Annotated in this window: 28 protein-coding genes; 5 read left to right on the top strand and 23 right to left on the bottom strand. The window is 41.6% G+C overall.

Annotation, left to right across the window (positions count from 1 at the left end):
* Nucleotides 1-10: 10 nt before the first annotated feature.
* The 3 genes from A6749_RS13315 (at nucleotide 11) to A6749_RS13305 (ending at nucleotide 2368) form a co-directional block, all read left to right on the top strand.
* Nucleotides 11-340 carry a VOC family protein gene (locus A6749_RS13315; RefSeq protein ID WP_066390204.1) on the top strand — a complete coding sequence of 110 codons (330 nt, stop codon included), beginning with the start codon at nucleotides 11-13 and terminating at the stop codon, nucleotides 338-340.
* A gap of 255 nt (nucleotides 341-595) precedes the next feature.
* A complete protein-coding gene (locus A6749_RS13310) occupies nucleotides 596-1714 on the top strand; it encodes a GAF domain-containing sensor histidine kinase (RefSeq protein WP_066390203.1) in 1119 nt (372 codons plus the stop codon).
* Nucleotides 1715-1726: 12 nt separating this feature from the next.
* A complete protein-coding gene (locus tag A6749_RS13305; RefSeq protein ID WP_066390202.1) occupies nucleotides 1727-2368 on the top strand; it encodes a response regulator in 642 nt (213 codons plus the stop codon).
* Between the two features lie 127 nt (nucleotides 2369-2495).
* On the opposite strand, the gene A6749_RS13300 is transcribed toward A6749_RS13305, so the two are convergent.
* Both A6749_RS13300 and A6749_RS13295 read right to left on the bottom strand, forming a co-directional pair.
* Nucleotides 2496-2930, bottom strand: coding sequence for a spore coat protein (locus A6749_RS13300; protein WP_066390200.1), 435 nt, complete (start codon nucleotides 2928-2930; stop codon nucleotides 2496-2498).
* A 125-nt stretch (nucleotides 2931-3055) separates the two neighbouring features.
* Entirely contained in the window at nucleotides 3056-3271 is a 216-nt protein-coding gene (locus tag A6749_RS13295) for a hypothetical protein (protein ID WP_066390198.1), read from the bottom strand.
* A 259-nt stretch (nucleotides 3272-3530) separates the two neighbouring features.
* Between A6749_RS13295 and A6749_RS13290 the strand changes: the two genes are divergently transcribed.
* Both A6749_RS13290 and A6749_RS13285 read left to right on the top strand, forming a co-directional pair.
* Nucleotides 3531-4043 (top strand): DUF3231 family protein, encoded by a 513-nt coding sequence (locus tag A6749_RS13290; RefSeq protein WP_066390196.1) that lies wholly within the window; start codon nucleotides 3531-3533, stop codon nucleotides 4041-4043.
* A gap of 307 nt (nucleotides 4044-4350) precedes the next feature.
* Nucleotides 4351-4971 (top strand): hypothetical protein, encoded by a 621-nt coding sequence (locus A6749_RS13285; RefSeq protein WP_066390194.1) that lies wholly within the window; start codon nucleotides 4351-4353, stop codon nucleotides 4969-4971.
* 210 nt (nucleotides 4972-5181) lie between these two features.
* Here the strand turns inward: A6749_RS13285 and A6749_RS13280 are convergent, their stop codons facing one another.
* From A6749_RS13280 to rplO, 21 genes are all read right to left on the bottom strand, one after another.
* Entirely contained in the window at nucleotides 5182-6765 is a 1584-nt protein-coding gene (locus A6749_RS13280) for a SagB family peptide dehydrogenase (RefSeq protein ID WP_066390187.1), read from the bottom strand.
* A gap of 20 nt (nucleotides 6766-6785) precedes the next feature.
* The gene (locus A6749_RS13275; protein WP_066390183.1) at nucleotides 6786-8726 is read right to left on the bottom strand and encodes a TOMM precursor leader peptide-binding protein; all 1941 of its coding nucleotides are present in this window, start codon (nucleotides 8724-8726) and stop codon (nucleotides 6786-6788) included.
* On the bottom strand, nucleotides 8723-10678 hold the full coding sequence (locus A6749_RS13270) for a putative thiazole-containing bacteriocin maturation protein (RefSeq protein ID WP_066390179.1): 1956 nt from the start codon (nucleotides 10676-10678) through the stop codon (nucleotides 8723-8725). The genes A6749_RS13275 and A6749_RS13270 overlap by 4 nt, the downstream gene beginning before the upstream one ends.
* A 162-nt stretch (nucleotides 10679-10840) precedes the next feature.
* Complete coding sequence (locus A6749_RS28935; protein WP_407937529.1) at nucleotides 10841-11077, bottom strand: hypothetical protein; 237 nt, start codon at nucleotides 11075-11077, stop codon at nucleotides 10841-10843.
* A 339-nt stretch (nucleotides 11078-11416) separates the two neighbouring features.
* Nucleotides 11417-12655: a group II intron reverse transcriptase/maturase gene (gene ltrA / locus A6749_RS13260; RefSeq protein WP_066390172.1), complete on the bottom strand. Its 1239-nt coding sequence runs from the start codon at nucleotides 12653-12655 to the stop codon at nucleotides 11417-11419.
* A gap of 556 nt (nucleotides 12656-13211) precedes the next feature.
* A complete protein-coding gene (ltrA, locus tag A6749_RS13255) occupies nucleotides 13212-14474 on the bottom strand; it encodes a group II intron reverse transcriptase/maturase (RefSeq protein WP_066390170.1) in 1263 nt (420 codons plus the stop codon).
* A 570-nt stretch (nucleotides 14475-15044) separates the two neighbouring features.
* Nucleotides 15045-15437, bottom strand: a complete 393-nt coding sequence (rpsI, locus tag A6749_RS13250) for a 30S ribosomal protein S9 (RefSeq protein ID WP_066390168.1) — start codon at nucleotides 15435-15437, stop codon at nucleotides 15045-15047.
* 19 nt (nucleotides 15438-15456) lie between these two features.
* Entirely contained in the window at nucleotides 15457-15894 is a 438-nt protein-coding gene (gene rplM, locus A6749_RS13245) for a 50S ribosomal protein L13 (RefSeq protein WP_066390162.1), read from the bottom strand.
* Nucleotides 15895-16138: 244 nt separating this feature from the next.
* A complete protein-coding gene (truA, locus tag A6749_RS13240) occupies nucleotides 16139-16891 on the bottom strand; it encodes a tRNA pseudouridine(38-40) synthase TruA (RefSeq protein ID WP_066390160.1) in 753 nt (250 codons plus the stop codon).
* 11 nt (nucleotides 16892-16902) lie between these two features.
* On the bottom strand, nucleotides 16903-17700 hold the full coding sequence (locus A6749_RS13235; RefSeq protein WP_066390158.1) for an energy-coupling factor transporter transmembrane component T family protein: 798 nt from the start codon (nucleotides 17698-17700) through the stop codon (nucleotides 16903-16905).
* A complete protein-coding gene (locus tag A6749_RS13230) occupies nucleotides 17697-18563 on the bottom strand; it encodes an energy-coupling factor ABC transporter ATP-binding protein (RefSeq protein WP_066390156.1) in 867 nt (288 codons plus the stop codon). Before A6749_RS13230 ends, A6749_RS13235 begins: the two co-directional genes overlap by 4 nt.
* Nucleotides 18539-19378 (bottom strand): energy-coupling factor ABC transporter ATP-binding protein, encoded by an 840-nt coding sequence (locus A6749_RS13225; protein WP_066390154.1) that lies wholly within the window; start codon nucleotides 19376-19378, stop codon nucleotides 18539-18541. Before A6749_RS13225 ends, A6749_RS13230 begins: the two co-directional genes overlap by 25 nt.
* 338 nt (nucleotides 19379-19716) lie before the next feature.
* Nucleotides 19717-20079 carry a 50S ribosomal protein L17 gene (rplQ, locus tag A6749_RS13220; protein WP_066390152.1) on the bottom strand — a complete coding sequence of 121 codons (363 nt, stop codon included), beginning with the start codon at nucleotides 20077-20079 and terminating at the stop codon, nucleotides 19717-19719.
* Between the two features lie 52 nt (nucleotides 20080-20131).
* On the bottom strand, nucleotides 20132-21076 hold the full coding sequence (locus A6749_RS13215; RefSeq protein WP_066390151.1) for a DNA-directed RNA polymerase subunit alpha: 945 nt from the start codon (nucleotides 21074-21076) through the stop codon (nucleotides 20132-20134).
* A gap of 177 nt (nucleotides 21077-21253) precedes the next feature.
* On the bottom strand, nucleotides 21254-21643 hold the full coding sequence (gene rpsK, locus A6749_RS13210) for a 30S ribosomal protein S11 (protein ID WP_066390149.1): 390 nt from the start codon (nucleotides 21641-21643) through the stop codon (nucleotides 21254-21256).
* Nucleotides 21644-21665: 22 nt separating this feature from the next.
* Entirely contained in the window at nucleotides 21666-22031 is a 366-nt protein-coding gene (gene rpsM, locus A6749_RS13205; RefSeq protein WP_066390147.1) for a 30S ribosomal protein S13, read from the bottom strand.
* 25 nt (nucleotides 22032-22056) lie between these two features.
* Nucleotides 22057-22170, bottom strand: coding sequence for a 50S ribosomal protein L36 (rpmJ, locus tag A6749_RS13200; protein WP_000868344.1), 114 nt, complete (start codon nucleotides 22168-22170; stop codon nucleotides 22057-22059).
* Nucleotides 22171-22206: 36 nt separating this feature from the next.
* The gene (gene infA / locus A6749_RS13195) at nucleotides 22207-22425 is read right to left on the bottom strand and encodes a translation initiation factor IF-1 (protein ID WP_007085268.1); all 219 of its coding nucleotides are present in this window, start codon (nucleotides 22423-22425) and stop codon (nucleotides 22207-22209) included.
* Nucleotides 22426-22718: 293 nt separating this feature from the next.
* Nucleotides 22719-23369 (bottom strand): adenylate kinase, encoded by a 651-nt coding sequence (locus A6749_RS13190; protein ID WP_066390145.1) that lies wholly within the window; start codon nucleotides 23367-23369, stop codon nucleotides 22719-22721.
* A 78-nt stretch (nucleotides 23370-23447) separates the two neighbouring features.
* Nucleotides 23448-24743, bottom strand: a complete 1296-nt coding sequence (secY, locus tag A6749_RS13185) for a preprotein translocase subunit SecY (RefSeq protein WP_066390144.1) — start codon at nucleotides 24741-24743, stop codon at nucleotides 23448-23450.
* Nucleotides 24743-25183, bottom strand: a complete 441-nt coding sequence (gene rplO, locus A6749_RS13180; protein WP_066390143.1) for a 50S ribosomal protein L15 — start codon at nucleotides 25181-25183, stop codon at nucleotides 24743-24745. The genes secY and rplO overlap by 1 nt, the downstream gene beginning before the upstream one ends.
* Nucleotides 25184-25194: the final 11 nt, after the last annotated feature.

Here is a 25194-nt window from a genome sequence, read left to right as displayed (position 1 = left end):
GCTATCTATCATGCGCTTTCACCATTACGGATTAGAAGTGAGCAATATGGAGGAATCCATCAGCTTTTATAAAAAGTATCTTGGCTTTAAAGAGGAAAGCAGGATGTTTTTTGGGGATGAGGAAATTGGGTTTCTAAGGTTGGGTGATTTTAGACTTGAGTTGTTTACCGGTATCGATCAAACAGCCCATATCTGTTTTGAAGTTAATCATCTTAAAGTGGTAATGAAACGTTTTTGTGATTGGCGAAAAATTGAAGGTCCCTACGAGCTGCGAAATGGCTGGCAAAGTGTTTTTTATGAAGGGCCGGATGGGGAAATCATTGAGTTTTTGCAGTTGTAAACAGTGAGTTTTTTATTGGTCTGGATTTTTGGCTACTTTTTTATATGTTTTGGCTACTTTTTCATCTATTTTGGCTATTTTCCAAAGGGTTTTGGCTATTTTTCAACCGGTTTTGGCTATTTATACATTTTATGTAAAATCGGCCATATTAATTGCGAGTCAAACGTTCTAATTTTTTCACTAATCTAAACTGAAGTCTGATAATTACAAATAAGATATAATAGCAGTAGAACTTATATGTGAAGGAGAATTCAAATGTCCGTCGAAGCTGGTCATGAAGAAATCAGCATCTTAAAAGAAATTGCTGAGCTTTTAAATGAGGGTACAGACACAAAGGAAGTTTTATCAGGTGTGCTGCAAAAACTCCTCCATGTGACGGGACTGCAAACAGGCTGGATTTTTTTAATGGATGAACACGGTACCCACCACCTTGCAGCAGATGCCGCCCTGCCTCCCGCTTTAGCAGCTGATCAAAAGCACAGGATGTGCCAGGGAACCTGCTGGTGCGTGAATAAATACAATAACCATCAGCTAAATAAAGCAACCAATATTATGGAATGCAAACGAATTGAAGATGCCATTGAGGAGAAGGCTGGGGAAACTTGCGGCCTCACCCATCACGCAACTGTACCGCTCCGTGCTGGGAAAGAACGGTTCGGAATTTTAAATGTCGGCTCCCCACACAAAACTCATTTTGAAAAGAATGAACTCGCTCTGCTTGAAGCAGTTGCTTATCAAATCGGAACCGCATTAAAACGAATCAAGCTGACTCAGCGCGAACAAGAAACAGCGCTTGTTGCCGAAAGAAACCGATTGGCAAGAGATCTTCACGATTCCGTTAATCAGCTTTTATTTTCCCTAAGCCTTACTGCAAGGGCGGGTGTCGAAATGACACAAAATACTGAAGTTAAACAAACGTTCCATTATATTCAAGATTTAGCCCAAGAGGCACTTGGGGAAATGCGGGCATTAATCTGGCAGCTGCGGCCGCATGGATTAGAGAATGGACTGGTAAGCGCATTAAAAAGCTATGCCGATATGCTCGGTCTAACCATAGAAACAAAGGTCACAGGCGCAGCCAGTATTCCTGGAAAAGTAGAAGAAACTTTATGGCGAATCGGACAAGAGGCCCTTGCGAATTGTAAAAAACACGCACAGACCACCAAAGCTAAGTTACTATATCACACTGCAAGTAACGGGGTAGCCCTGACAATCATTGATACAGGCTGCGGCTTTCATTACGAAGAGAATGCAAGCATCCCCTCCTTAGGTTTAAAAAATATGAAAGCACGAACAGAAGCATTGAATGGTACTTTCCAATTGAAAAGTACGCCGGGAAGCGGGACAGAAATCCAAATCCACATTCCGTTTTAGGGGGAGAAAAACGTGAATATACGTATTTTAATTGCTGATGACCATCATGTTGTCAGAAGAGGCCTTGTCTTTTTCCTAAGAACACAGAAGGGGCTTGAAATTGTTGGCGAGGCCGCCAATGGAAAAGAAGCCGTCGAAATGGCGGGAGCGCTCAAACCCGATATCATTCTAATGGATTTAGTGATGCCTGAAATGGACGGAATCGAAGCAACAAGAATGATCAAACAAAGTCAGCCCGAAATTAAAATTATGATGCTGACCAGTTTTTCCGATCAGGACCATGTCATCCCGGCACTCGAGGCAGGGGCTTCCGGTTACCAATTAAAAGATATCCAGCCTGATGAACTAGTCGCCTCCATTAAAAAAATTATCAGCGGAGAAAACCTGCTTCATCCAAAAGCTACTTCGCATTTACTGGCCAGCTTATCCAATAAAAATAACTCGAAGAAAAATTTAATTGAGGAATTAACGAAAAGAGAACTAGATGTTTTAAAGGAAATTGCCAAGGGAAAAAGCAATAAGGAAATTGCCGCGGCTTTATTTATTACTGAAAAAACGGTCAAAACACATGTGTCGAACCTACTTGCAAAGCTTGAGCTCGCCGACCGCACACAGGCAGCCCTCTACGCCGTAAGAAACCAGTTGGACGATTAAATAACACCCTGGTCATGTTCTGACCAAGGTGTTATTTTGGATTTTGGAAATTTCTTATACGCCCGAGACAAATAACTGCACAGGCTGTCCAAAAGGTAGTGAGGAAGTTACCCCTTTCCTCGACTTCCTAAATATTCAATCTTGCTACAATCGAAACAAGCAGCTGCAACAATGCCTGAATATTTGCAGCAATATCAGTATCCACTGTTGTAACATTAACAGCTGAGGAATTTTCAACAAGAATGCTTTGAGTATTTCTTTGTGTAGTTGTAACCTGCTGCGTCAGTTGTTGTGCCAATTGTTCCCCTTGTGCAGTGCTGCCCACAGCAACAGACAATACTAAAGAAATTGCAAGCTGTAAGCCTGCCTGAAGTGAAAGAGCCGCTTTTGTATCAGTTGTTGTAACATTAACACCAGTTGAACCTCTCACAGTAATGGATTCAGTAGAATCTTGAAGTGTTGTCATATTTTGAGTCCCAGTCTGGCGGAAAGAATCGCTGCTTCCAGGTGTTGTTCCAGCCCCAGCAGCTCCCATCACACCTGTAAAATTAGTACGTGACATAAAGTCACCCCCTTTTTCTAGTATTGATATATTGTACGGAAGCTGTTATCGAATGGCTTGTACAAATATCTATGTTTATTTATTTTTGAAAAAAGGGGCGTTTTTCCTATCCTTCGTCATGAAAATTATTTATCTTTGTCCTTCTTCATTTTTTTGTCTTCCTTGCTAACAAATTCCTTTACTTGTTTAGATAAATCACTGACTAAAGCCTTAATCTCCTTCTTTTTTTGATCAGATATTTTTACTTCGTCCGGATTGATTCCGTTTTTAGCAAATACATCATTGACAATGGAAGAAATGACTTGATTTGAGATTCCATTCTGTTTTGATTTTTTCCCCACATTCACCCCTCCTTACTTCCCTTAACTGCTTTATTGTATGGTATTAACCTACAATTTGTATGGGACAAGGACGGAGAATGCTGCCTATTTTTAAACAAATATCAATTAGACACTTACATCTCAAAAACCATTTAAAACCTGAATTTAAAACTTATGTATGGAGAATATATGGGTGTAAGAAATCCTTTAAAAGGGTTAGTGCTTCTGGAAAGGGGCCGCTAGGATGAATAAACTAATGTATACATTGAGGAGGGCAACTATGGGTATTTTAAGTGGAAATCCTAAAGAAGAACCGTTACACTATGGTGAAGTTTTTGATCTTTGGGCTTCATTATTGGCAGGTAACGGTATGATTGCTGGTTATCAAACCATGATGAACCATGCAGGAGATGAAGATTTAAAGAAGCTATTATTGGAAGCCATCGATAATTGTCAGCAAGAAAAGAAACAAGTCGAAGAAATATTAAAAGAGAACGGGGTGGGTCTGCCGCCAGCATCACCGGAGCCACCTGAAGCATGTTTAGAGGATATTCCCGTAGGTGCTCGGATTCCTGATCCAGCAATTGCAGCAGCCCTTTCTGCTGACATTGCAGCTGGTTTAGTTTTGTGCAGTCAAGTGATTGGGAAATCTATAAGGGAAGATGTAGCGATGATGTATGGTCAATTCCATATTCAAAAAGCAGCACTCGGTGCAAAAGTACTTCGTTTGAATAAAGAAAAAGGCTGGCTTATTCCTCCTCCATTGCATCCTAATAAGCATGGTGATTGCTAAGGATAGTTCTGCCAATACCTTCAATAAGTTTCCCGCTTATCCGGTAAGATAAGCGGGAAAACAGATATAATGATAAGCCCTTCTTCCGTTGTACGAGTACACCCGCTTCCCATGTTGAATCCGGTATCCTCTAAATCCCATTTTCTTCGATCCCTTTACCCCTCTTTTAGATGGTCCATAAATAATTTTTATATATACCTATGTAGGTTTATTAATTAATTTATAACCCCATTATGAAACAAGCCCAATCACTTATTAACAAGTTAAAATATTATATTCTAACCAAATAAAAGGGGTGATTTATAAATTGGGAATCAGACCTATACCTTTTTGTCCACGTTCACAAGGGTTTTATGCACAGCGTTTCAGCACAACTGTTTTTACTCAAATGGAAGTTTGTGATGCCATTCAATGTATTAGCTCCCATTCAGCATTCTTCAAATCTGTATTATCAGGGCAAACTACCTGTGCTACTGTAATTGGCGGATCATGTCCAGGAAACGTGGCAGATGTTGAGGGATGTGCAACTTTTATAAGAGGGGCACTAACTCAAGCTGGAGCAAGAACTATATTAACAACCCGTTGTGGAGCTGGCTTTCCTTCGGCTCTAAATGCTATTTTCCGTCAGTATCTTGCAAATTTACTAAACATCTGTATTTCTACCACCGTACAGCCGTTTGGCTGCGTGGGCGGTGTTTTAGAGACTTATAGAGTAACCCTAACAGCTGCACAAAGAGCGGCTTTAGGCTTTGCGCCTGGAGAATGCGTAACTGTAGGAGATATCTTGGCTCTGGCAGAAGCTGCACTAACTAATTGTGGTGCTGTCTCCACCGATCTGGGTGTGCTTGGAAACGTTTTACGGGATATGGCTCAAGACGCTCCACCTGCTCCACCTCCAAATACAATTATTGTACCAACTTTCTGTTAATCTTAAGAAAGTTAACGAACAATGGGTAGAGTCATATTTCGGCACTACCCATACTATATACATACCCATAAATTATGATTTCGAAGTCATGTAAAAAGACCCTCAACCAGTAATTGAGAGCCTTTGACAATTAATAAATAATAAACATTTATAGAGTAAGGTACATACAGATTACTTTTTGACCGTTTTACCATTAGTACTCTCCCTTTACTAGCTAAGCAAACTCCCTTTTAACCATGCACGAGGACGGTATGGACCAACCGGAATCTGAATCAAGCTTGTTTCCCCTTTCGAACCAATTTGGTAAAGTTCATCACATCGATTTACATCAAATCCTAACAGCGGGCGTCCCCCCATCCCTAAGGCACATGATAGCAGGAGCAGCCGTTGTACGAGTATACCAGCTTCCATCTGTTGAATTCGGTATCCCCTATATCCCAACTTATCTATAAGGTGATCCTTGCCACCAACAACATGCAAACAAAGCGGAACCTGAAACAGATTTACATTTGGCATTGTTAAACCATATTGCAAATTCTCACGGAAATCCCCGATTTTTATTCTTCGAAGCGCATGGGCGTTTTTGTCATAGGCGTAAGCACCATTTGAAACACCCTCCACGTTATAAAAAAAACCGTATAATGATAAACGATTTTCTAGATACTCTTGTGTGTCGTCAAGGTCATTATGATACGCAAAGGAAAATGTCTCTGTTAACAATGTGGATAATGTTTTTTGACTCACTTTTCCCATCTTAAAATCAATATCAGGACAAAATCTCTCTCTGCAAACAGAATCAAGATCGTACGAAAAGGTCTCCGTAAATGGCAGCATGATGAATTCCGTACTAAAGGAATTTGTAACACGATCATCTGTTTTTATCTTTACAAATGATTGTGTTGTTTCCAACATCGAAGCTTTATTTATTTCTTTGAGCAGAGGATAATCAAGAACTTTCTTTGAACGATTATAAGTTTCAGTTTGTAGTAATGGCACTTCTTGGGATAAATCAACGGCAGAGACATGTTCTTCTCTATTAAAGTTGTCAGCACAATGGATGGACGGATGAATCGATAAAGGGATGACGGCATAAACACTTTCGTCCTGTTCGGACAGCCCTAGCAAGTGATTAATAGAACGATCAAGAAATTGGTAACATACCCGTGATGAGAATCCCATCCGATCAGCCACTTCTAATGCTTGCCCAATGACTACACCCGTATCTAAGCCTTGGAGTCTGTATGAAAAATTATTATATTTATAGAAATTTTTCCAAAAGACTGTTGAGACAAAAACCGTGCAGAAGCAATCTGAAAGTTCACAGTTATTTCCAAGACTTTTGGACAAATAAGAATCGTAATTTCCTTCCCTAAGTAATCGGAGGCTGTGATGCGCCACATCGTAATGGTAAATTCCCTTTGGTACGTCCTTCAGCTTTACATACACATATAATTCATTGGGATACAACGCCCCACCCGAAGGAACGAACCTGCGGAATAACTGTGCATAGCTTGCAGCAGCCTTTTCCTCGGTCCCCTCGATAAAAGCGGATTGAGCGTATTGAGTTAAACCGTAAACATACCATAAGAAAGACTCGAGCTCCTCTATTCTGGGTTCTTCCTGAGCTTGTCGTCCTGTGAGAGTTAAAGGGACATCTCCAGATAATGGAATCTCAGGCAAGCCGCGGTACAGTTTATAGGGAAGTGGCGCGTCATCCCAATCCACTTCCCAATCTAGGGGAGCAACTTTTTCTGTATCATAGTGGAGATGATGCAGAAATGTTTCAAGCTTCACACTTACACCTCCTGTTTTCATTATGGGAAGGGGTGAGGATATGGATTAAGCTGTTCATATGACAACGGCTGCTTGACATAGCCAAGCTTCATAGGTACCTGGAGGACCCTCTCCAGCCCTTTGACACGGGTAAGGTGATGGCCGAATGTCATCGGCAGCATACCAGGGATCAATACCTTTACACAGAATAAACCGTTTCGCTTTGTTATCGGTGTCGTTTGGTCCACCACAATAACCTCAAGATCCAATTGGCGGAACCTTTGAAGAATTTCCTGAAGATCCTCCTTCAAATCAGGATTCGTAGGAGGCTGTTTAAATTCCTCAGCAAACGTTCGTAATGGACGATGATCATCCAATAAAAAGTTCAGCCGGTCCTCTGCTTCCGGCAGACCGTAAACAAGGCCATGATCCATCATGGAACGAACTGCAAATGGATCTTTTAGCATTTCTTCATATTTCTGCCGGTTTTCCTCCAATAGTTTGTCATGTCTGACCATCATTCCAGCGAGCTCGAAAATTGAGCTTTTTACGGCACTTATGGGGTCGGGATTAGCGCCTGCTGCACAAATAAGGTTTACACCCTTTGGTCCTCTGTTTTTTGCCACTGCAAAAACGCTGGGAATCTCATGCTCCATTGTCGAATTGTACAAATAAACTTTATATCCGGCCACCTCACGTAACCGGTTAACCATCAGCTCTAATTCTTTATCGTTTGCTGAATAAGGGTCAAGACGAGGAAGAGGCAGCTGCGCGTACCATGTCAACAAAAATGAATCCCGCTCGACGACCTCCATAATCCCATGGAAAATGGCTTCTTCCAAGCTCCCTCCCAATGCACAACCATTAGAGGTTTCATAAACAAAGCACTCCCCATGGCCCAAACTGTAATAAGCAAGCAGCTCCGGAACCAGAATAGGACGTTCCTGTAAAAACGAATAACCCCAAACCCAATTCATTGGGGCTTCAGGATGATACGGTTTAAATGGAAAATGAGGCTTTGCATATTGTTCCTGGTCATGAAGCCCAACTGTCGCAGGATTTAATGCCATATGCTTTACATTTTGGTAACTATCACGAACCTTCTTCCTTTTGCCTTGAGGCTCGATTCCACAATATCGTTCTAACCCTTCCAAAATAGCCGTTAGCTCACTCATTTCATAAGAATTAGATCGGCCAGCTACCCCCTCATCAGCTCCAAACAATGGCATGTTAACCAGTACATCTGCAAATGGGAGCCTGAAATCCTCCATTTTCCCATTCATGATTCCAGTGCGATCATCCAGATAGTCCTCAACCAGCACTGTTTTCAATTCATCCATTGAACGGCAGCGATAACCAGCACCAGATAATTTAGGGCTGGACTCTAAGCTAATTTGAGCTAATTCTGATGTGTCATCAGGTATAGGACTGCAAATCAGACACAATGGATCAGGCAGGAAAAAATGACTGGAGTTCGTTAACGTTCTCAGATTCGTAATGAACATCCTTTCTTCTAAGAAGGAGGATTCTCCATGAAGAACTTTTTGTACTTCGTTACAAATCAAGCTGGCCATATGCAGCAGCCCTGATCGTGAAGCCCATGCATCACGCAAACCCCCTGCTTCGGTACCCATTCTCGTTCGAAGGCTCCACATTTCAAGGCGATCGGGTCCTGCTATCAAGCGCCGTTTATCAGCACAGAGGGAACATCCCGCTGTATCGGGCTTAACGAGTGGACCAATGATTCCTTCACCAAAAGAAACGAAACCCCGAAGCCATGGAATACCGGCGGCCCTGAGTCTCTGTTCCGCCTTTTGATGAACGGATGGATTCCAAGCATCGTCTAGCACCAGAGCCAATTCTGTTTCTGAAGGAACCTCCTCCAAAATGCTTTGACGTCTTACAAAATAGCTGGTGGACAACTGATTGTAGACATAATCCGCTAATAAACCGGCACCTTCAATGAGGATACATGCAGTCATGGGGACGCCCCCTCTCGTACCTGCACACCAAATACCCCTGCCAGCCCTTGTTTTAAAAAGGGCTCAATCGACAAATCATAGACGTTTATCTTTTTGTTGTGTCTATTCAAAACCTGTATGGAGGATTGTAATAGCTCCAAGTGCGCCATTTCCTCACACGAAGGAATTTCCATTTTGGTTCCCCATTTTTCTAAATATCTCATCGACTCCTTTTGTTGCCTCTCTACGGAATTAATTCCATTTTGGGCTTCAAAAAGTGCTTGCTGCAATGTATTTCGAAGTGCCAATGTGGTATTTAAACCTGCACCTGTGTACCAATGGCCATTTGTCCTTACCCAGACGACAGGAAAGCCTAATACATCCTCTTTAAAACCAATGGTCGGTGAACCGTTCAGGGTAGTCAGCGCATTTAAATAAAATCGGCATTCATTATCTTCTATGTCTCCCATTTGGACACGATAAACCGTATGATCCTTTCTGTGTTTCAATTCTTCCTCTAGATAGGCCTGCAGCCCCCGACAAATAGCTTCTGCAGCTGTTTCTCCTGAACCGACCCCAATAAATTCCTCTAGGACATTCGTACCAACCCAATTGGTCTGATTATTAAATTTATATTCAGGAGATGCTGCCAATCTGGACACATACATTTCAATACCTTTCAGCCCAGCATTTCTCCTGGCTTCTTCATGTGTCAGGCCCGAACAGACCACTTCCGGCAGGAGTTCAGCCGGTCCCTCAGACACGGGGTCAACTGCCTGAACATAACACTGGGAAAGAGGAAGCTGTGGTAAATTTCGTTCCTCCCAAGTATGGAAAATACCTATTTCTTTTGAAGTTAGGCGGCCAAAATACTCCAAGAGTAAACCCTGTTGATCATCCCTGGCCGGTTCTTGTTGAAGTCTTTCATCCAGATTTTCAACCAGTTCAGGTTTAACAGTTTTAGCTGTAATCGATGGGTGTGGTATAAAGTAAAGCCAGTCTCCTTCCATTGTTTCAAGATCAACCAGATAAATTTTGTCACTCCGATTGGAATCTGGGATCCCTGTAGCCATTTTAAAAAATTCAAATACAGAGACATTCGCTAAAATAGCTCCTGTTGTGGAAGAGAAGGCCTGAGACTGCTCATCAGCTCTTAATGATGTTTGATGAATTCTGCGCCATGCGGACTCGAAACACCCCTCTGTTTCCGGATGAGTTAACGGACCGCAAAGACCTGCGTTTTCTAAAATGATAGCTGGGAGAAATATCTTGTTTACTTCTTTGCAAACTTGATTTAGATCCCTTACTTCATTTATATTTCCATCCTGAGAGACATATAAAATCCAATCATATTGTTGAATAGCTTCTTTCCAAAAAGTTATCCCCGACCCTTTTTGGTAGGGCACCTCCAGCATCTCCACATCTGGATCCATTTTCCTCGCATTATTCACCAACTCGTTGAGCCGCTGCCTATTGGTTGGAACGGTATCTGTTACCATGACATTTAATTTGGGCAGGCCCGATTCCATTAAGGCAGAAACCAACGATGCCAGGAATGGGCCAGAGCCAATGGCCAGAGCCTTTTTCTGACGATATTCTTGAAAATGGTATGCACCCGAATCCATAAAATTCTCAATAAATTCAATTTGTGAAGCATACCTTTCAAGAACCTGCGGATCTATTTGATGGGGAATATCTTTGCTGACATCGCGAACAAACCCATTCTTGTACAACGTTTCTCCAATATCATAAACCCTATCTCGGTACGGTGCGGTTAATCCTTGTGTCAGTTCTCCCATGGTTTGCTCCCCATTAAACATAGGCAGCAATTTTTCAATCCACTGATAAATGGTTTTGCCTTCCATACGGAATGAGCTTACATTATTTCGAAAATAGACCCCCCTCTCTTGATCCGGTAGAAAAAACGTATCCCTTTTGACCTTCAGACGTGAGGACGAGTTAAGTTCCGCCATGCAGATCCTCCTTATCCCTAATCGTAACTACTTGCGTACTATCAGTTTATGTACGAATTTTTGTCCATTATGATAACCAAAGTAAAGAAGTGCCCCTAATGGCACAGGTCCATGCAGGGGCACTTTCTTCTGTGGAATAATATTTTCCAGAATGCAAGCCAATTAAATAAAACCGAAACCGATGCCAAAGCAGCCAAAACCCAAGCCAAAACAGCCACCACAGCCGAAACCGCAGCCACCGCAGCCACCGCACCCAAAACAGCCACCGCACCCAAAACCACAACGGAAACCTCCGCAACGAAAACCGCCACAACGAAATCCGCCACAGCGCCCCCACAACCGTGTATCTTGGGCCTGTTGACCAATTGGAACTAATTCACCAGCTCGAAAAGGATCCATTCCCAGCCCTTGAAGTTCATTTTGAAAATTGTACATTTTTTCCTCCCCTTTGTATTTACTATCAGATACGAGAGCAGAAAAAATATTTTAATTGGGCAATTATTTCCTCGAGTATAGTACTTGTGCTCTCTTCAACAAATTATGATTCTTTATAGGTCGTTGTTACTGATGTAGAAGCCTATTTATATGGAATGAACCCACCTTGCTTTAATCAATCGAGTAGGAGGGGGTGACTAACCCCCGACCTCTCAGTCGAGTAGCTCCCAGGAGTTTCACCCAGAGGCTCTCACAGAACCGTACGTGAATCTCTCGATTCATACGGCTCATATCATTCAACCATTAAGGAGTCATTCCTTTAACCCAGTGTGGAAACATGCTGGGTTCTCTTTTTGCCAGTGCTTTAAGCCATGTTTCGGCTCTTTTTCGATGTCCTCTAAATCTCTTATATTTGCACATTGCCCATTTGGTTAATCTCCGATTTACACAATCAATTGAGTATTTAACTGCTGATGGATTGTACTTAGTGAAGTAATTGAGCCAACCTCTAATCATCGGATTTATCATCTCTGCTATGATTTGGATATTGCAACCAGTAAACTTATGAATATTCATTGCCTTTATCTTGCTACGGAAAGATTTCCCGGACTTTTTACTTACTGATGGAAGAAAATTAAATTGTAGTCTTCCTAACCTGTCTTTGATGAAAATCCTACGAAAAGTGTAGCCCAAGAAGTCAAATTCAATAACTGGATACTCATTTACCCTATCCTTATCTTTGCAGTAGACAATCTTTGTCTTTTCCGGATGTAATTCCAGTTTGCATTCTTTTAACCGCTGATTAAGTTTTCTCAGTATGTCCTGAGCCTCTTCTTCCGATTTGCAGTGTATGATGGCATCATCTGCGTATCGTTCAAAAGGCGCTCGTGGATTTGTTCGCAACATCCACACATCGAACGCATAATGCATAAACAAGTTCGCAAGAACTGGACTTATTACTCCACCTTGCGGTGTTCCCGAATTTCTTTCAATCTTACGATTTTCCGAATCAATAAATGGTGCTTTGAGCCATCTTTCTACATACATCCTTATCCATGACTCTTTTGTGTGCTTTTGAACAGCTCGCATTAATAATTCATGATCAATATTATCGAACAATCCTTTAATATCGAACTCAATGACATAGTCATATTTCCAGCACCTTTTTCTTGCTTGTCCAATAGCGTCAATGGCTGATTTATTTGGACGGTATCCATAAGAGTCTTCATGAAATATCGGTTCAACCTTTGGTTCTAGATACATTTTAACTACCATCTGTGCAACTCTATCCTCGACTGTTGGAATACCAAGTCCTCGTTTCCCTCCAGTTTTCTTGGGTATTTCAACTAACTTAACTGGTGGAGGAAAATAGCTACCGGAGCTCATTCTATTCCAAACTTTATAAAGGTTTCTTTTGAGATTCTTCTCAAATTCCTTTATGTCTTGTCCATCAATTCCCTCACTACCTCTATTCGCTTTTACTCTTTTAAAGGCTGTTAGTACAACATGTTTAGAGATTTTAAATGGCTTACTCTCTTTCATCAAATCCTCCTGTTTCCACAGTTGTTATCAGATATTGAGTTGAATGATGGTGCCCCTTCGCTCCATTGCCATTACAGCAACTTCATTACTACTACGAGCACCTCCGCCCCTGTACCACGCTTCGCTATTTCGACCTTGCTTTTCTGTAGCTTGTGACTTTTCGCTTAACATCGTGATGCAGGTTCCTGTGTTTCACATCAGAGCCTGATATACACTCATGTCGCCTTAATACCGTTTGCCGAACAGTCAGCTTTCCAGGTTATCTTCTGCTCTTATCCTTGTCTAGTGGTGAACAACAAGTTTTGACAAATCTTTACGTTATCGATACTTCTTCAGCGATTCACTTTCGTTCATCTTTGTATATCTCACATGATTGTTTTAATACAACCTTTTCCCTAGACGCTTACTACCACAACTCTTTATTGCAGCAGCTTAGGGTTGTTTGATGGATTTGCCTGGTACAATCTCCATCGAGGGACCTTCCCTCATCTCTGATGTGCCTTTCACAGCACACCACCACCGTACGTACCGTTCGGTATACGGCGGTTCGAAAGTTCTATGAAATTATTTGAGTTAATTGTTTAAGTCCTTGTCTTATCCAATAATCCTTATTCAAGGCTGAATCCAAGACTGGATTATTGGAAAATCTCCAGTAACCCTTTCGGGTATTGGCACATCTCCAAGCGACATTTGAAGGAATACCTTGTTTCTTCAGGTTTCTGTATTTAGTTTTCGTTTTCTTCCACTCTTTCCATCGGCAGGCTCTTAATCGCCTTCTGATATGCGCGTCAGTTAAGGATGCATATTTCTTAATATCCGCGATTTTAAAGTAATTGCCCCATCCCTGAATAAGTTGATTAATCTTTAGAATACGAAATTCCATACTTACTCCCCAATTACGGTTCGTGAGTTTCTTTAGCTTTCCTTCGAATCTTTCCTTGGTTTTCTTTGGCACGTATATTTTAGATTTTCTTTTCCATTGATAAAAACTCATACCTAAGAATACACGTGCTATTGGCTTTCCCACCGCGCTTTTCTCCTCATTCACTTTGAGCTTTAATTTCTTCTCAATGAAGTCTGTAATTCCTTCTTTGACCCGTTCCCCTGCTTTTAGACTCTTAACATATATGTTACAGTCATCTGCATAACGTACAAATTTATGCCCGCGGTTTTCAAGCTCCTTGTCCAACTCATTTAGAATGATATTGCTAAGTAAGGGACTCAGTGGTCCTCCTTGCGGAGTTCCTTCCTTGTTCACCGATACAACTCCATTTTCCATAACACCTGCTTGAAGGTATCGACGGATTAATTTCAGAGTCATTTTATCTGTGATAGACTTGGCAACGATGGACATAAGCTTGTCGTGTTGTACTTTATCAAAGAACTTCTCTAAGTCTATGTCCACTACGTAATAGTAGCCTTCTTCGATATATTGTCTAGCCTGTTCTATTGCTTGGTGTGCGCTTTTATTAGGTCTAAATCCATAGCTATAGGGGCTAAATTGTTTCTCAAAGATTGGGGTTAATACTTGGGAGATTGCTTGCTGAATGACTCTGTCAGTTACTGTGGGAATTCCTAACTTACGTTTTCCACCGTTGGGCTTTGGTATTTCTACCCTCCTGACTGCTTGTGGTTTATATTTTCCTTCTTGTATAAGTCGGAGGATTTCATGACCGTATTCTTTCAGATAAAGGCGAGTTGCTTCTATATCTTTCTCATCGACTCCTGCAGCTCCTTTATTTCTCTTAACCCTCTGAAAGGCTAGGTTCATATTATCTCGGCTTATAATTCTCACAATTAACTCGTTATTAGATTCCATATTGTTCCCATGCTCTTGAGGTTGCACAAAGGTAACTCAACTCTACAAAAGTTCTCAGTAAATTCCGTTCACCTACTTCTTTTATAGTCATATGATTGGCTGTCTCCTCGTTCCTTTGTAAACTGCTCTAACATGGTCGCTCCTTTCGTTCAGTCCTTCTCAACCGTAAGGTTGATACTATGACCTCGGCTGACTTCTCTAGATTCAATTACTTATCACTAAGTAGGTTCCTTTAAAGGGTATCAAGAGACCTCCCAGGGTAAGTTCATCCACCTTCTCCTCATATGTCTGCCACATTTATTTCAATTCCATCCGGGGATATTTGGGACTTCAATTTGTTTTGCAAACTCGTCCTGAAATTGAAACCTCAAATGTGGTTCGTGTACCTCAGACCAAGGATTTGCCTAGGGCTTCCTTCAGATTTCATGTCACCATGAACACCCTTGCCTTCAGCTAATGGTTCGCATATCCCAACGCCCATAGCGGACTCACACCGCCAAGTAAATGAACATGCCTGGCACACAAAAAAAGACCCCCAACCAATTGGTTGAGAGCCTTTGAAACGAATAATTAACGTTTTGAGAACTGAGGTGCACGACGAGCACCTTTAAGACCGTATTTCTTACGTTCTTTCATACGTGCGTCACGAGTTAATAGACCTGCGCGCTTTAATGTTGGACGGAATTCTGGGTCAGCTTGCAGTAATGCACGAGCAATACCGTGACGGATTGCTCCAGCTTGACCAGTATAACCGCCGCCGCTTACGTTTACAAGAACATCATAGCTGCCAACTGTTTCAGTAGCTACTAATGGTTGTCTTACAACAACACGTAAAGCTTCGAATGGGATATATGTGTCGATATCACGATCATTAATTACAATTTTACCTGTACCTGGAACTAAGCGCACACGTGCGACAGAGCTCTTACGACGACCAGTACCAATATATTGAACTTGTGCCAAGTTGTTTCCCTCCCTTTAATTAACCGCGAAGCTCGTAAGCTTCAGGTTTTTGTGCTTGATGTGGATGCTCTGCGCCAGCATACACGTGTAATTTTTTGAACATTTGACGACCAAGAGAATTCTTTGGAAGCATGCCTTTAATAGCAAGCTCAAGCATTTTCTCAGCGTAGTTTGTACGCATTTCAAGAGCAGTTCTTTGCTTTAAACCGCCTGGGTGCATAGTGTGACGGTAGTAAATTTTATCGTTTAACTTGTTACCAGTTAATTCAATCTTAGAAGCATTAAGAATGATAACATGATCACCAGTGTCAACATGTGGTGTATAAGTTGGTTTATGTTTTCCGCGTAGGATAGATGCTACTTCAGAAGCAAGACGACCAAGAGTTTTGCCTTCAGCATCAACTACGTACCATTTGCGCTCGATATTGTTGGCATTAGCCATAAACGTTGTACGCATGAATTTCCCTCCTAATTAATATCCATTAAGATTATTGTTTTCGCACGATCATTAGCAATCAACGTCCGATTCTGTTCCGGGAATGAACGTTATGCCACTGTGCAGCTTAAGTTTCAAATCATATATTTTCAATCACGATTAAGACTTTCCGGGGCTTTATCGTGGGATTAAAAACACACACATATTATATAATAAATAGTTGGCATCCAATTGTCAAGAAAATGTTACACCAGGTGGGGTTGTTTTAAAGACTTTTTTTGTAAAACACTTCCCAAAGATACAATCCATGTGCGGGTGCGGTTTTACCGGCAAAGCGCCGGTCCTGCCGCTCCAAAATATCGGCCATTTCTTCGGGCTTACGGTCTCCTGAGCCTACCTCTAAAAGCGTTCCTACCAAAATACGAACCATATTATACAAGAATCCGTTACCCACAAATCGCAGCGTAAGCAGGTCCCCCTCCAACACATAATCAATTGTTTCAATGGTCCGGACCTTGTCGACAACCTCCGTTTTGGCAGAGCAAAAACTGGTAAAATCAAGTGGTCTGCCAACCAAATAGCAGCTAGCCGCCTGCATTGCCTCCAGATCCAAAGGATAAGGGTAACGGTAAGCGTAACGACTCTCAAAGGGGTCCCGCATCTTCGATAACAGCAGCCGATAACGATATTCCTTTCCAACCGCAGCAAAGCGGGCATGAAAAGACTCATTTACCATCTCAACAGTTAGAACTGAAAGATCATCCGGAAGCAGGGAGTTCAAAGCAATTACCCATTTCTCTTCAGGAATGAATAACGGCGAATCAAAATGGACAACTTGTCCCCTCGCATGGACACCGGCATCTGTTCTCCCTGAGGCCGTTACTTTCACCTCAGCGCCTTTATGCATTTTTGCCAAAACAGCCTCCAGTTCTGACTGAACCGTCCGCTTATTCGGCTGTACCTGATAACCGAAAAACTCTGTACCATCATAAGCAATAATTGCTTTGTATCTTTGCATTATTCTCTCCATTAGGAACGAAATAAAATGAGTAGAACTGTAATAATAGCTAGAAAAACAATCTGAAGGGTATCAACCTGCTTCCAGCTTAACTGCCGATATTTAGTCCTGCCCTCGCCGCCGCGGTACCCTCTGGCTTCCATCGCAACCGCAAGTTCTTCCGCTCGTTTAAACGAGCTGACAAATAACGGGATTAACAATGGAATGACCGCCTTAATCCGCTCTTTCACCGGGCCGCTGGCAAACTCAACACCTCTGGCAATTTGCGCCTTCATAATTTTATCCGTTTCCTGCATCAATGTCGGAATAAAACGCAGCGATATTGACATCATCAAGGCCATTTCATGAACCGGAAAACGAATCTTTTTTAACGGCCCTAAAAGGGTTTCCAGTCCATCGGTAATTTCAATCGGTGTAGTCGTCAGCGTTAATAGCGAAGTCATTAAAATCAGAAAGAAAAAGCGGAAGGATATATAAAAGCCCATTTTAATTCCTTCTGCATAAATTTTTATGACACCCCATTGATACACAAGAGTTCCTTCCCTTGTAAAAAATAGCTGGAGGATAAACGTGAACGCCACCAGCCATAAAACCGGCTTTAGGCCGCCGTATAGAAAGCGGATCGGAACCCGGGATAATCCAATCATTAAAAATGTATAAAGTCCAATAATTACATAGGTCTGCCAATTATTAGCAAGGAAAATAATACAAACAAACAGGAAAATGATGGTCAGTTTTGAACGCGGGTCCATTTTGTGAATCAGAGAGTCTGCTGGGACATAACGGCCGAAAATCATTTTTTCCATCATGATCGGACACCTCGCTTTAACGCGTCAGCGACAGCAGATGATAATTGTTCAATCGACAAATAGATTTTTTCAAATTCCATTCCCTGTTCCTCTAGCTTAAGCTGAAAACGGACTACTTCTGGAACGTCCAGCCCCATTTGCAGGAGCTCTGCAGGCGATGAGAAAATCTCTTCCGGTGTTCCCTTTTTAGCAACCTTTCCCTCCTGCATGATCACAATGCGGTCCGCGTATCTTGCTGCATCCTCCATGCTGTGAGTGACAAGAATCGTGGATAATTTTCTTTCCTGATGAAGCTGATAAAACATGTCCATAATTTCCTTGCGGCCCCTAGGATCTAAACCGGCAGTCGGTTCATCAAGTACAATGACATCAGGTTCCATCGCTAATACACCAGCAATCGCTACCCGGCGCATTTGACCGCCTGACAGGTCAAATGGTGACTTTTCTAAGATTTCTTCTCCAAGTCCCACTTGCTTCAAGGCAAGACGCGCACGTTTTTTGGCTTCCGCTTCTGAAACGCCAAAATTCATTGGGCCGAAGATAATGTCTTTCTCCACGCTTTCCTCAAATAATTGGTGCTCAGGAAATTGAAAGACAATTCCTACCCGCTGACGCACCTGTCGCAAATTTTTATTTTTCTGATGCGCTTTAATTTCTCTATCGCCAATCGTTACGGTTCCTTCCGATGGGACGAGCAGGGCATTTAAATGCTGCAATACGGTTGATTTACCTGAACCGGTATGGCCGATTACAGCCATATAAGTTCCTGAAGGAATATCAATGGAAACGTCTTGTATAGCTAAACGTTCGAACGGCGTGTTAGCTTGATAACGGTAATCTACATGTGAGAGCGAGATGTCCATAACTCTGTCACCAACTCTTCTTCCGATAAATAATACTTGGATAATTGTATTCCTTCTGAGCGAAATGCTTTTGCCATTTTCACTGAAAAGGGAATGTCCAACCCAAGCTGAATTAATTGTTCATCCATTGAGAAAATTTCTTCAGGGGTACCTTCACGGAAAACTTCACCTTTGTTCATAACGATAATCCGGTCAGCTTTTGCGGCCTCTTCTAAGTCATGGGTTATCGAAATAACAGTCAGTGATTTTTCATCCTTTAAGGTTCTTACCGTTTCTAACACTTCTTCCCGGCCTCTTGGGTCAAGCATCGATGTTGCCTCATCCAAAATTATGATAGCAGGTCTTAGTGCGAGCACTCCAGCTATGGCAACTCGCTGCTTTTGCCCTCCTGAAAGATGGTGGGGCTCTTGATGCAGAAATTGATCCATTTTAACCTTTTTCAATGAATCTTCAACCCTTTGGACCATTTCTTCCCTTGGAATGCCCATATTTTCTAAACCAAAAGCCACATCATCCTGGACAGTGGTTCCAACGAACTGATTATCAGGGTTTTGAAAAACCATTCCAATCTCTCTACGGATATCCCAAATACTTTCTTCATTAAGTTTATTCCCACAAACTATAATTTCACCTTCGTTAGGAAATTGCAGTCCATTTAATAATTTGGCCATCGTCGACTTTCCTGAACCATTATGCCCGACAATAGCCAGCCATTCCCCATCATAAATATCAAAAGAAACATGATTTAGCGCATTTCGTTCCTGTCCATCATATTGGAAAGTCACTTCTTTAAGTGACACAATCGGCGTTTTCATCGAAGTTTCTCCCCCCTAAACTAGTCTCTTCTCTACTCCATATACAAAAAAAGCCTGCACCTCTTCCCAGGGCAGTGCTTGTAAGCAGCTTCTACTATATATTTAAACTATAAAATATCGGGAGAGGTGCATGAGCTAGACGAGTCACAAAAAAGGAAACAGTTCCTTTCTTCCTAAAAAAGTAATATGAAACTGGGAAGGCTCCAAACGATCTGGAGTTGCGCTCATCGTAACACTCTTTTTGGCTTGGTTATAATAGCAACCAGGTAATATACAAAAAGGGCAAAGAACAAGTTTGTTCTAAACTGTCCAGCGCCCTTGTTGTCTGTTAGTCAATATTAAACTAACTCGATAATAACCATTGGAGCGCCGTCACCGCGACGTGGTCCAAGTTTCATGATACGAGTATAACCGCCTTGACGTTCTTGGTAACGTGGAGCGATATCAGAGAATAGTTTTTGAAGTGCATCTTGACCATTTTCTGCATTTGCTACTTCGTTACGAATGTAAGCCGCAGCTTGACGGCGCGCATGAAGGTCACCGCGTTTTCCTAAAGTAATCATCTTCTCAACAGTTGAGCGAAGTTCTTTCGCACGTGTTTCTGTTGTTTCGATGCGCTCATTGATAATTAAATCAGTTGTTAAATCACGCAGCATTGCTTTTCTCTGTGCGCTTGTACGTCCTAGCTTTCTGTATGCCATGAAGGGTTCCCTCCTTTGTTGAAGTCATTAAAACGGATTGACCAGGTAAAAACTAGTCGTCTTTACGTAAGCCTAATCCAAGCTCTTCTAGTTTTGCCTTCACTTCTTCGAGTGATTTACGGCCTAAGTTACGCACTTTCATCATATCTTCTTCAGTTTTATTTGCTAATTCCTGAACAGTGTTAATTCCAGCACGCTTTAAGCAGTTATAAGAACGAACGGAAAGATCAAGTTCTTCAATTGTCATTTCTAGAACTTTTTCTTTTTGATCTTCTTCTTTTTCAATCATAATCTCAGCATTTTGAGCTTCATCAGTTAACCCAACGAAAATATTTAAATGCTCAGTTAAAATTTTTGAACCAAGAGCAATTGCTTCTTTTGGTCCAGTGCTTCCATCTGTCCAAACATCAAGTGTCAATTTATCAAAATTTGATAACTGACCGACACGAGTATTCTCTACTTGATAAGAAACACGAGAAACCGGTGTATAAATGGAATCAATCGGAATAACCCCAATTGGCTGATCCTCACGTTTGTTTTGGTCAGCAGGAGTATAACCGCGTCCACGCTTAGCAGTTAAACGCATACGTAGATGTCCATTTGATGCCAAAGTTGCGATGTGCTGATCTGGATTTAGAATCTCCACATCACTGTCATGGGTAATGTTACCAGCAGTAACAGGGCCTGAACCTTGGATATCAATTTCTAATGTTTTTTCTTCATCAGAGTAAATCTTCAACGCAATCTTTTTGATATTTAAGATGATAGATGTTACATCCTCTACGACGCCTTCAATTGTTGAGAACTCATGAAGTACCCCATCGACCTGAATCGCAGTAACAGCGGCACCTGGCAGTGAAGATAATAGGATACGACGTAAGGAGTTACCCAAAGTGGTACCATATCCACGCTCTAGTGGCTCTACGACGAACTTACCGTATTTGGCATCATCGCTGATCTCAACCGTTTCGATTTTTGGTTTTTCTATTTCGATCATCAATTAACCCTCCTTCAAAACGTCGAAACCTCAATTAGATGTTCGCTAATTGAAATTCCCCCATGTATATGTTCCCGTTTTGTGCACAACAACTGGAATAAATCTTCTGTATAAACTTTAAATAAATTCATATCATATCCCATTATAGACGAATGATACAAATTCTATACAGAAAAATTACACGCGACGACGTTTCGGCGGACGGCAGCCGTTATGAGGAACAGGTGTAACGTCTTTAATAGCAGTTACTTCAAGACCAGCAGCTTGAAGTGCACGAATAGCAGCTTCACGGCCTGCGCCAGGTCCTTTAACTGTAACCTCTAAAGTTTTCATTCCATGTTCCATTGATACTTTTGCAGCAGTTTCAGCAGCCATTTGTGCAGCGAATGGAGTAGACTTACGAGAGCCTTTAAATCCAAGCGCGCCTGCACTTGACCATGAAATTGCATTACCATGTACATCAGTGATGGTTACGATTGTATTATTGAAAGTTGAACGGATATGTGCAACTCCTGCTTCAATATTCTTTTTAACACGACGTTTACGTGTATTCGTTTTACGTGCCATTTAATTTAACCTCCTTTGCCGATTACTTCTTCTTGTTCGCAACAGTCTTACGAGGACCTTTGCGTGTACGAGCGTTGTTTTTCGTATTTTGTCCACGAACTGGTAATCCGCGGCGATGACGCAAACCACGATAGCAGCCGATTTCCATTAGACGCTTAATGTTAAGAGAAACTTCACGGCGAAGATCACCCTCAACCTTTAATTTGTCAATGATATCACGGATTTTGTTAAGTTCGTCTTCAGTTAAATCACGCACACGAGTATCTTCAGAAACACCAGCTTCTGCTAAGATTTTTTGTGCTGTATTTTTACCAATACCATAAATGTAAGTTAAAGAGATTACTACACGTTTTTCACGTGGAATATCTACACCAGCAATACGTGCCATTTAAAATGTGCACCTCCCTCGAGTATTATCCTTGTTTTTGTTTATGTTTAGGGTTTTCACAGATAACCATAACTTTACCGCGTCTACGGATAACTTTGCACTTTTCGCAGATCGGTTTAACAGATGGTCTTACTTTCATTATCCTAACCTCCTTAGTATTACGGAGTGCAAGCAACTATTTAAAGCGGTACGTAATTCTTCCGCGTGTTAAGTCATATGGAGAAAGCTCAACAGTTACTTTGTCTCCTGGCAAAATACGAATGAAGTGCATTCGAATTTTTCCGGAAACATGAGCTAGCACTGTATGACCATTTTCTAATTCTACCTTAAACATCGCATTTGGCAAAGTTTCAATGACTTTACCTTCAATTTCAATAACATCATCTTTGGCCATCGGTCCCGTCTCCCTTCTCTTTCGAAAATTAAACGTTCGTAAAGACTAGTATTGTAAAGCGAGTCTTCTCGTTCGTAAGTTGTTAGCAACCTTTCAATTTTAACATACTCTACGTCATTTGTCCGCAAGTAAATTTCATGTAATGAGGTAATATCGCATCCTCATGTCATTCTTGCCCAACTCTCGGTCCTGCATACTCTGTAGGACTATAGAAAAGCCATTTGCTTTCAGATACTATCGAATTTTCCGGGAGATGTTCGAGAGTCGCTTGCCGGGATCTTTGGGGTTAAGCATTAACGGATAACCCTTAGTAATTCTTCGATATCAGCAAATACCTTTTCAATATCCTGCTGACCATCAATCGTACGTAAATATCCTTTTGCTTCGTAGAAAGTAAGTAATGGTTCTTGCTGCTTGATATTGACATCCAATCTGTTCTGAACAGTTTCCGCGTTATCATCTGCTCTTTGGTAAAGCTCTCCGCCGCAGCGATCGCATACACCCTCTTTTGCAGGAGGATTAAATACTAGATGATACGTAGAACCACAGTCTTTACAGATTCGGCGTCCAGTCAAACGCTCCATTAAAATGCTTTTATCCACATTGATATTAATGACGTAATCAATTTTTTTGTTTAACTCTTCTAAAAGAGTTTCTAATGCTTCTGCTTGAGGTACTGTTCTAGGAAAGCCATCCAATAGGAAGCCCTGCTCGCAATCTTCCTTGCTCAAACGTTCACGGACAATCCCGATTGTTACTTCATCAGGAACTAACTCGCCTTTGTCCATAAAGGATTTCGCTTTTAATCCTAATTCTGTTCCCTCTTTCATTGCTGCACGGAACATATCTCCAGTAGAGATATGAGGGACGCCGTATTTCTCGACGATTTGTTCAGCTTGAGTACCTTTACCGGCACCTGGTAGCCCCATTAATACTAAATTCACACGTATTCCCCCTCGTGCTTAAAAAATAGGCTTACGGGGTCCCCATAATGTGGGAGGGGGCCCCCATCGTAAAACCTTTTATTTAATAAATCCTTTATAATGACGTTTAACTAATTGTGCTTCAAGCTGCTTATATGTTTCAAGCGCAACACCGACAACGATGAGCAAGCTTGTTCCACCGATTTGTGCGGATTGTGGCAGGTTCGCTATCTTAATAAAGATGACAGGAAGAACTGCAATAATCGCTAGGAAAATTGCCCCCACAAAAGTTAAACGATATAAGACGCGTGTTAAATATTCTTGCGTGCTCTTACCTGGACGAATTCCTGGAATATAGCCGCTTTGCTTTTGTAAGTTTTCCGCTGCTTGTTCAGGGTTAACTTGAATAAAGGCATAAAAATAAGTAAACGCGATAATTAAAGCCGCATAAATAATCATGCCAATTGGATGAGAATAATCAAACACTTTCATGATCCAAAGGGTTACATCGTTTTGCGGAAAAAATGATGCAACAGTTCTCGGCGTTACAATAAAGGAAACAGCAAAGATAACAGGGATAACTCCAGCAGCGTTTACCTTTAACGGCATATGTGTCGATTGACCGCCAACTGGGTTACGTCCAGCAACCATGCGCTTCGCATATTGAATTGGAATTTTACGTGTTGCCTGTTGGATGAAAATAACACCCACTACAATGGCAATCACCGCAAGCAAAATTAATGCAACGGTCACAATACGTAAAAATAATGCCTCGCCTGCATTTTCAAATTGTTGAACATAAATTTGATTAACAACCGTTGGGATACCGGCAACAATACCAGCAAAGATAATGATGGAAATACCATTTCCAACACCTTTAGCGGTAATTTGTTCCCCTAACCACATTAAAAACGCCGTACCAGCAGTCAGCACAACCGCAATTAATAAATAAGTAGTTATTCCAGGGTTTTCAATTAATTGGCCGCCTGCTAAATTATTAAAGCCGTAGGACATCCCTAACGCTTGAATAAATCCAAGCACTATTGTGAAATAACGGGTAAATTGGGCAATCTTACGTCGGCCTGATTCCCCTTGCTTGGACCATTCAGTAAATTTTGGTACAACATCCATTTGCAACAGCTGAATAATGATAGAAGCGGTAATATACGGCATAATTCCCATTGCAAAAATGGAAAACTGCTTTAAAGCACCGCCGCCAAACGTATTCAAAATCCCGAATACACTCAGCTTATCTTGATCAGCAAGTACAGATGCATTTACATTCGGTACAGGAATAAATGTACCCAGTCGAAATACGACTAACATTAAAAGGGTGAATATGATCTTACGTCGTATTTCACCCACGCGCATAAAATTGGAGATTGTCTGGAACATTAGATCACCTCAGTAGTTCCACCAGCAGCTTCGATCGCTTCCTTAGCAGCAGAGGAGAATTTGTGAGCTTTTACAGTCAACTTTTTCTCTACGTTCCCTTTAGCAAGAATCTTAATTCCTGACTTTTCGTTGCTAACAACACCAGTTTCGATCAGAAGTTCTGGAGTAACTTCTGTACCATCTTCAAAACGGTTTAAAGCATCAAGGTTCACAATAGCAAACTCTTTACGGCTGATGTTAGTGAATCCACGTTTTGGTAAACGACGCATTAAAGGTGTTTGACCACCTTCGAATCCAACACGTACTCCACCGCCGGAACGAGCTTTTTGTCCTTTATGACCTTTACCAGCAGTTTTACCATTACCTGAACCAATACCGCGCCCTTTACGTTTACGTTCTTGACGAGAACCTTCAGCAGGCTTTAATTCATGTAGTTTCATATCGGCACCTC

Origin of the sequence: Neobacillus mesonae, from assembly GCF_001636315.1 — a bacterium.
Taxonomy (GTDB): Bacteria; Bacillota; Bacilli; order Bacillales; family Cytobacillaceae; genus Neobacillus; species Neobacillus mesonae.
The sequence above is the reverse complement of the archived record's forward strand: the minus strand, read 5'-3'. Positions and strand labels throughout refer to the sequence as shown.

Excerpts from the sequence above, each read along its gene's own strand:
- truA (WP_066390160.1), bottom strand. The coding sequence starts at position 16,891 with ATGCAAAGATACAAAGCAATTATTGCTTATGATGGTACAGAGTTTTTC.
- secY (WP_066390144.1), bottom strand. The coding sequence starts at position 24,743 with ATGTTCCAGACAATCTCCAATTTTATGCGCGTGGGTGAAATACGACGT.
- ltrA (WP_066390170.1), bottom strand. The coding sequence starts at position 14,474 with ATGGAATCTAATAACGAGTTAATTGTGAGAATTATAAGCCGAGATAAT.
- A6749_RS13230 (WP_066390156.1), bottom strand. The coding sequence starts at position 18,563 with ATGGACATCTCGCTCTCACATGTAGATTACCGTTATCAAGCTAACACG.
- A6749_RS13290 (WP_066390196.1), top strand. The coding sequence starts at position 3,531 with ATGGGTATTTTAAGTGGAAATCCTAAAGAAGAACCGTTACACTATGGT.
- A6749_RS13315 (WP_066390204.1), top strand. The coding sequence starts at position 11 with ATGCGCTTTCACCATTACGGATTAGAAGTGAGCAATATGGAGGAATCC.
- rplO (WP_066390143.1), bottom strand. The coding sequence starts at position 25,183 with ATGAAACTACATGAATTAAAGCCTGCTGAAGGTTCTCGTCAAGAACGT.
- rplM (WP_066390162.1), bottom strand. The coding sequence starts at position 15,894 with ATGCGTACAACGTTTATGGCTAATGCCAACAATATCGAGCGCAAATGG.
- rpsK (WP_066390149.1), bottom strand. The coding sequence starts at position 21,643 with ATGGCACGTAAAACGAATACACGTAAACGTCGTGTTAAAAAGAATATT.
- A6749_RS13235 (WP_066390158.1), bottom strand. The coding sequence starts at position 17,700 with ATGATGGAAAAAATGATTTTCGGCCGTTATGTCCCAGCAGACTCTCTG.
- rpsM (WP_066390147.1), bottom strand. The coding sequence starts at position 22,031 with ATGGCACGTATTGCTGGTGTAGATATTCCACGTGAAAAACGTGTAGTA.
- ltrA (WP_066390172.1), bottom strand. The coding sequence starts at position 12,655 with ATGAAAGAGAGTAAGCCATTTAAAATCTCTAAACATGTTGTACTAACA.
- infA (WP_007085268.1), bottom strand. The coding sequence starts at position 22,425 with ATGGCCAAAGATGATGTTATTGAAATTGAAGGTAAAGTCATTGAAACT.
- A6749_RS28935 (WP_407937529.1), bottom strand. The coding sequence starts at position 11,077 with ATGGATCCTTTTCGAGCTGGTGAATTAGTTCCAATTGGTCAACAGGCC.
- rpmJ (WP_000868344.1), bottom strand. The coding sequence starts at position 22,170 with ATGAAAGTAAGACCATCTGTTAAACCGATCTGCGAAAAGTGCAAAGTT.
- A6749_RS13215 (WP_066390151.1), bottom strand. The coding sequence starts at position 21,076 with ATGATCGAAATAGAAAAACCAAAAATCGAAACGGTTGAGATCAGCGAT.
- A6749_RS13310 (WP_066390203.1), top strand. The coding sequence starts at position 596 with ATGTCCGTCGAAGCTGGTCATGAAGAAATCAGCATCTTAAAAGAAATT.
- A6749_RS13275 (WP_066390183.1), bottom strand. The coding sequence starts at position 8,726 with ATGACTGCATGTATCCTCATTGAAGGTGCCGGTTTATTAGCGGATTAT.
- rplQ (WP_066390152.1), bottom strand. The coding sequence starts at position 20,079 with ATGGCATACAGAAAGCTAGGACGTACAAGCGCACAGAGAAAAGCAATG.
- A6749_RS13225 (WP_066390154.1), bottom strand. The coding sequence starts at position 19,378 with ATGAAAACGCCGATTGTGTCACTTAAAGAAGTGACTTTCCAATATGAT.
- A6749_RS13300 (WP_066390200.1), bottom strand. The coding sequence starts at position 2,930 with ATGTCACGTACTAATTTTACAGGTGTGATGGGAGCTGCTGGGGCTGGA.
- A6749_RS13270 (WP_066390179.1), bottom strand. The coding sequence starts at position 10,678 with ATGGCGGAACTTAACTCGTCCTCACGTCTGAAGGTCAAAAGGGATACG.